Genomic DNA, 5,258 nt, shown 5'->3' with positions numbered 1-5,258 from the left:
TCGGGACACCGGACCGGCCCGGGATGTCGTAGAGCATCACCGGAAGGTCGGTGGCGTCGGCGATCGCGGTGAAGTGCCGGAAGAGGCCTTCCTGCGGCGGCTTGCTGTAGTACGGCGTCACCGCGAGAAGACCGTGCGCGCCCGCCTTGGCGGCGTCACGGGCGAGTTCGAGGCTGTGCGCGGTGTCGTTCGTGCCGGCTCCGGCGACGACGTGGGCACGGTCTCCGACAGCCTCGACCACTGCCCGCACCAGCTTGGCTTTCTCGACATCGCTGGTCGTCGGGGACTCACCTGTGGTGCCGTTGACGATCAGGCCGTCATTGCCGGAATCCACGAGGTGAACGGCGAGCTGCTGCGCGCCGTCGAGGTCGAGGGCGCCGTCCGCGGTGAACGGCGAGACCATCGCGGTCAGGACCCGCCCGAAGGGCGTGTGCGGTGTGGAGGTCGGAGCCATGGGGTCCACGCTACTCGCAGCCCAGTCCCTAGTGCTCCCTCGGGTCCACGGTCAAGGCCGACGACCGAGGTAGCGGCACGGACTTGTGGAGACCCGGCACTGCTCGCTCGGGGGTTCAAGCAGTGCCGAGCCCTTCATTCAGCGTAGACGCATCTCCCGAAAACCTGCAATCCGGACCTTATGGGGCAACGCGGCCGTTGGCGTTGAAGGCCGCGTAGGTCAGGGGCATCAGCTTGGCCCACTGCTCCTCCATCAGCTCCCCCACCATCTCGATCTCACGCTGCGGGAAGGAGGGCACCTGCGCCAGCTCGTGCTGGGTGCGCAGCCCGAGGAAGTGCATGAGCGAGCGGGCGTTGCAGGTCGCGTACATAGAGGAGTACAGCCCTACCGGCAGGACGGCACGTGCCACTTCACGGGCGACCCCGGCCGCCAGCAGCCGCTGATAGGTCTCGTACGCCTGCCGGCAGGAGTCCTCCATGGCGCCGACGGTCAGCTCATGCTGCTCGGCTGTGCCCTCGACGAACTCGTATTTGCCGGGGCGGCCCTGCTGGACGAGCTTCCGGTCGGCGCGGGGAGCGTAGAAGACCGGCTGCAGCTCACGGTAGCGGCCGGACTCCTCGTTGTAGGACCAGCCCACCCGGTGCCGGTGGAACTCGCGGAAGACGAAGAGCGGCGCGCTGATGAAGAAGGTCATCGAGTTGTGCTCGAAGGGGCTCCCGTGGCGGTCGCGCATCAAGAAGTTGATGAGGCCCTTGGAACGCTCGGGGTCCTTGTCGAGCTCCTCGAGGGACTGCTCGCCCGCCGTGGAGACCCGGGCCGCCCAGACCACGTCGGTGTCGGCGGCGCTGTGCTTGACCAGCTCGACGGTCATGTCGCCGCGGAAGCTGAGGGCGGCGGTCCCTGCCTGGTCGGGGGTTTCGGTCACTGGCGGGTCCTCCCGGTACGTACGTCTGCCAGAGCGCGGACCAGCCTACGGCTCACCACCGACAACGCCCGACGCGCAGAGAACCATCTGTCATGACAAATGCGACTCTCCCTCGAGATAGGGCGCCCCGGTGGGCGAAGTCGCACAGGGGCTTGGTATTTTTGACTTCCGTCCGCTGGTACGGCACTTCGCCGCAGTCCCGGACGTTTCCTCCTCAGTAACCCGTCCAGATCGATCTCGTCAGGAGCCCCCTGCTCATGTTCCGCCGCGGAGAGTCTGTACCGTTCGCGTTCATTGCTGACGCCGACCGGTTCCGCAGCAATGTCACCCCACCGCCTCGTGCCCACCGCAGCCGCGCCCAGCGGGCGGGGAGCGCACTGTTCGGCCTGACCGTGGTCGCCGGACTGGTCGGCTCCCTCATTCTCGGCGTTCCCGCCCTCGATCCCGCGCAGCAGACTCAGCAGGGCGGCTCCGCCGCCGCCGAGGGACGCTGAGGACACTCCACCGACTGCCGCGGACGCGCCGCGCGGACCAGCAGGGCTGGCCCGGCCGCGCGTGGCTCGCTAATCTCCTCGCGAACCACCCCCTGTGCGAGCGAGGACCAGCAGTGCCCCTGCCTTTTCTGACGGCCGACGGCGAACGAGCCGCGCCCGCCACCCCGGAGCCGCCGCTGCCGCACGACGCGCGCGAGCGCTGGCGGCGCCCGTACCGGCCCGGCCCCTGGCGGGTCGCCGGCGGGGCGATGCTGCTGCTGCTCGCCTCCTACCTCCTGCTCTCGGCGCTGATCATCGCGCTCACCGGAGCCCTGCCGGGCGCCGGCGTGTGCCTCGGTGCCGCGGGGCTGGTGATCGTGTTCGCGCTCCGGCTGCTGCGTGTGGGCGTGTGGGTGAGCGCGTACGGGCTGCGCCAGGTCGGGCTGTTCGCCACGGTGACGGTGCGGTGGCCCGAGGTGGCGGCCGTACGTACGGTGCAGCAGCCGGTGCGGTGGCTCGGGCTGCCCCGCACGGTGCAGGGGCAGGCGCTCGCCGTCCAGCGGGCGGGAGACGGTCAGCCGCTGCGCACGCTGCTGACGGATCACAACGCGGACTTCCTCGCCCGGCGCGAAGCCTTCGACCTGGCGGCCGACGTCATAGAGGGCTGGGCGGCCGAGTCGAGCTAATCCGCCCGGCCGGGTTCGTTGCCGGCCGCCGGCCCGCCGGTGTTGCCGGTGTCGTGCAGGGAGATGGCCCGCTGCATCGCCTTCCGCGCGCGGGGCGTGTCCCGCGCGTCGTGGTAGGCCACGGCGAGCCGGAACCAGCAGCGCCAGTCGCCGGGGTCCCGCTCCGTCTCGGCCTGCCGCACGGCGAACACCTCGTCGGCCGAGTCGCGGTCGATGCGCCCCGAGGCGGTACGCCGCAGCTCGTCGACCGGCAGCCCGCCCTCGGCCTCCAGCTCACGGGCCAGCCGGCCGGCGTTCCGCGCGAAGCGGGTGGTGTGCCAGAGGAACCACACGCCGAGGAGCGGCAGCACGAGCACCGTGAGGCCGAGCGCCACGGTGACCGGGGTGCCCTGCTCGATGAGGAGCACGCCACGGCTGCCGGCCATCAGGAAGTAGACGACCAGCACGGCCGCCAGCGTGGCGTAGATGATCTTCGCGCGCACGTTCTTCCTCAGTCCAGGTCGAGGAAGTGCTCGAGCCCGAAGGTCAGTCCCGGGGTGGAGACGACCCGGCGCACCCCGAGCAGCACCCCCGGCATGAAGGAGCTGCGGTGCAGCGAGTCGTGCCGGATGGTGAGGGTCTCCCCTTCGCCGCCGAGCAGCACCTCCTGGTGCGCGACGAGTCCGCGCAGCCGTACCGCGTGCACCGGCACTCCGTCCACGTCGGCGCCGCGGGCGCCCTCCAGGCCGGTGCTTGTGGCATCCGGCTGTGCGGGAAGCTCCGCTTCTTCACGGGCCGCGGCGATGAGCTGGGCGGTGCGGACAGCCGTACCGCTGGGGGCGTCGGCCTTGTCGGGGTGGTGCAGCTCGACGACTTCTGCGGACTCGAAGAAGCGGGCCGCCTGCTGGGCGAACTGCATGGTCAGTACGGCGCCGATGCCGAAGTTGGGGGCGATGAGCACGCCGGTGCCCGGTGAGGCGTCGAGCCAGCCGCGTACGGTCGCCAGCCGCTCGTCCGTCCAGCCGGTGGTCCCGACGACGCCGTGGATGCCGTTCGCGACGCAGTGCTCCAGGTTGCCCAGGACGGCTTCGGGGTGCGTCAGGTCGATGGCGACCTGGGTGCCGGCGCGGGTGAGCGCGTCCAGACTGTCGTCGCGGTCGAGGGCGGCGGCCAGTTCCATGTCGTCGGCGGCTTCGACGGCATGTACGGCTTCGGAACCCATCCGGCCCTCAGAGCCGAGGACGGCCACACGCAGCTTGCTCATTGTTTCGTTCCTTCGCGGACTTCGCCGACTGGTCGGGCTTCGGACTTCACTTGCTGGTGGGGAGTGACGCGGGGCAGGTCAGGCGACGGCCTCGTGCAGCTGGGACGCCTGGCGGTCGGTGAGCGGGCCGATGACGGAGAGGGAGGGACGCTGGTCCAGCACGTCGCGCGCGACTGCCCGTACGTCGTCGGGGGTGACGGCGGAGATCTTGGCCAGCATGTCGTCGACCGACAGCTGCTCGCCCCAGCACAGTTCGCTCTTGCCGAGCCGGTGCATCAGCGCGCCCGTGTCTTCCAGACCGAGAACGGTCGAACCGGTCAACTGGCCTACGGCTCGCTGCAGTTCGTCGTCGGGGAGGCCGTGCCGTGCGGCCTGGTCCAGCTCGTCACGGCAGATCTTCAGCACATCCGAGACCTGGCTGGGACGGCAGCCGGCGTAGACGCCGAAGAGCCCGCAGTCGGCGAAGCCGGAGGTGTACGAGTACGTGCTGTAGGCCAGGCCGCGCTTCTCCCGGATCTCCTGGAAGAGGCGCGAGCTCATGCCGCCCCCGAGGGCTGCGCTGAGCACGCCGAGCGCCCAGCGGCGGTCGTCGTTGCGGGAGACGCCCGGCAGGCCGAGCACGAGGTGGGCCTGTTCGGTGCGGCGGTCGGAGAGTTCGACCCGCCCGTGGGCACGCAGGGGGTGTTCGCCGGTGCGCGGCCCGACCGGTTCGGCGGCCCCGGTGGTCGTACGGCTGAGCGCGCCCGCGCGGTCGAAGGCCGTCCGTACCTGCTCCACGACCGTGTCGTGATCGAGGTTTCCCGCAGCGGCGACGACCAGATGCGGAGGGTCGTAGTGCCTGCGGTAGAAGCCGGCGATGCGGTCACGGGTCAGTGAGTTGACCGTCTCGACGGTGCCCAGCACGGGACGGCCCAGCGGCGAGTCCCCGAACATCGTGTGCGCGAAGAGGTCGTGCACGCAGTCGCCGGGGTCGTCCTCGGTCATCGCGATCTCTTCGAGGATGACGCCCCGTTCGGACTCGATCTCGGCGGGATCGAGGACGGAGCTGGTGAGCATGTCACCGACGACGTCGATGGCGAGAGGGAGGTCGGCGTCGAGGACACGTGCGTAGTAGCACGTGAACTCCTTGGACGTGAAGGCGTTCATCTCACCGCCGACGGCGTCCAGCGCCGACGAGATCTCCAGGGCGCTGCGCCGCTCCGTGCCCTTGAAGAGCACATGTTCCAGGTAGTGGGTGGCGCCGTTGAGATCCGGGGTCTCGTCGCGGGAGCCGACGTGTGCCCAGATGCCGAAGGTGGCGGAACGCACGCTGGGCACGGTCTCGGTGATGACCCGGAGCCCGCCCGGCAGGACGGTCTTGCGGACTTCTCCTCCGGCGTTCGCGCTGCCCTTCGCGCCGTTTCCGCCGTTCCCACCGACGCTTCGGCCGCCGGACATCGGCTTCACCCTCCCTGATGTACGGGCGACGGCCCGCCCC

Annotated in this window: 7 protein-coding genes; 2 read left to right on the top strand and 5 right to left on the bottom strand. The window is 70.4% G+C overall.

Annotated elements, in window-relative coordinates; genetic code table 11:
• Positions 1-454: dihydrodipicolinate synthase family protein (locus ACRDP3_RS25990; RefSeq protein ID WP_431519440.1), on the bottom strand; the 454-nt coding region annotated here is incomplete at its 3' end.
• A gap of 178 nt (positions 455-632) precedes the next feature.
• Positions 633-1,379: an FAD-dependent thymidylate synthase gene (thyX, locus tag ACRDP3_RS25985; RefSeq protein ID WP_431519439.1), complete on the bottom strand. Its 747-nt coding sequence runs from the start codon at positions 1,377-1,379 to the stop codon at positions 633-635.
• A 257-nt stretch (positions 1,380-1,636) separates the two neighbouring features.
• Here thyX and ACRDP3_RS25980 point away from each other — a divergent pair, with 257 nt between their 5' ends.
• Together ACRDP3_RS25980 and ACRDP3_RS25975 are read left to right on the top strand one after the other, a co-directional pair.
• Positions 1,637-1,873, top strand: a complete 237-nt coding sequence (locus ACRDP3_RS25980; protein WP_431519438.1) for a hypothetical protein — start codon at positions 1,637-1,639, stop codon at positions 1,871-1,873.
• Positions 1,874-1,986: 113 nt separating this feature from the next.
• Complete coding sequence (locus ACRDP3_RS25975) at positions 1,987-2,538, top strand: hypothetical protein (RefSeq protein WP_431519437.1); 552 nt, start codon at positions 1,987-1,989, stop codon at positions 2,536-2,538.
• Here ACRDP3_RS25975 and ACRDP3_RS25970 read toward each other — a convergent pair.
• The 3 genes from ACRDP3_RS25970 to ACRDP3_RS25960 all read right to left on the bottom strand — a co-directional run bounded on the left by ACRDP3_RS25970 (position 2,535) and on the right by ACRDP3_RS25960 (position 5,218).
• On the bottom strand, positions 2,535-3,020 hold the full coding sequence (locus ACRDP3_RS25970; protein WP_431519436.1) for a hypothetical protein: 486 nt from the start codon (positions 3,018-3,020) through the stop codon (positions 2,535-2,537). The two genes, ACRDP3_RS25975 and ACRDP3_RS25970, sit on opposite strands and share 4 nt — an antisense overlap.
• Positions 3,021-3,028: 8 nt before the next feature.
• A complete protein-coding gene (dapB, locus tag ACRDP3_RS25965) occupies positions 3,029-3,781 on the bottom strand; it encodes a 4-hydroxy-tetrahydrodipicolinate reductase (RefSeq protein WP_431519435.1) in 753 nt (250 codons plus the stop codon).
• 78 nt (positions 3,782-3,859) lie between these two features.
• Complete coding sequence (locus ACRDP3_RS25960; RefSeq protein ID WP_431519441.1) at positions 3,860-5,218, bottom strand: M16 family metallopeptidase; 1,359 nt, start codon at positions 5,216-5,218, stop codon at positions 3,860-3,862.
• Positions 5,219-5,258 lie beyond the last annotated feature (40 nt).

This window comes from Streptomyces sp., assembly GCF_050698815.1.
Lineage (GTDB): Bacteria > Actinomycetota > Actinomycetes > Streptomycetales > Streptomycetaceae > Streptomyces.
This window is presented reverse-complemented; position numbering and strand designations above follow the sequence as displayed.

Bases quoted from the DNA above. Each gene is read 5' to 3' on its own strand.
- ACRDP3_RS25980 (WP_431519438.1), top strand. From the start codon at position 1,637: ATGTTCCGCCGCGGAGAGTCTGTACCGTTCGCGTTCATTGCTGACGCC.
- dapB (WP_431519435.1), bottom strand. From the start codon at position 3,781: ATGAGCAAGCTGCGTGTGGCCGTCCTCGGCTCTGAGGGCCGGATGGGT.
- ACRDP3_RS25960 (WP_431519441.1), bottom strand. From the start codon at position 5,218: ATGTCCGGCGGCCGAAGCGTCGGTGGGAACGGCGGAAACGGCGCGAAG.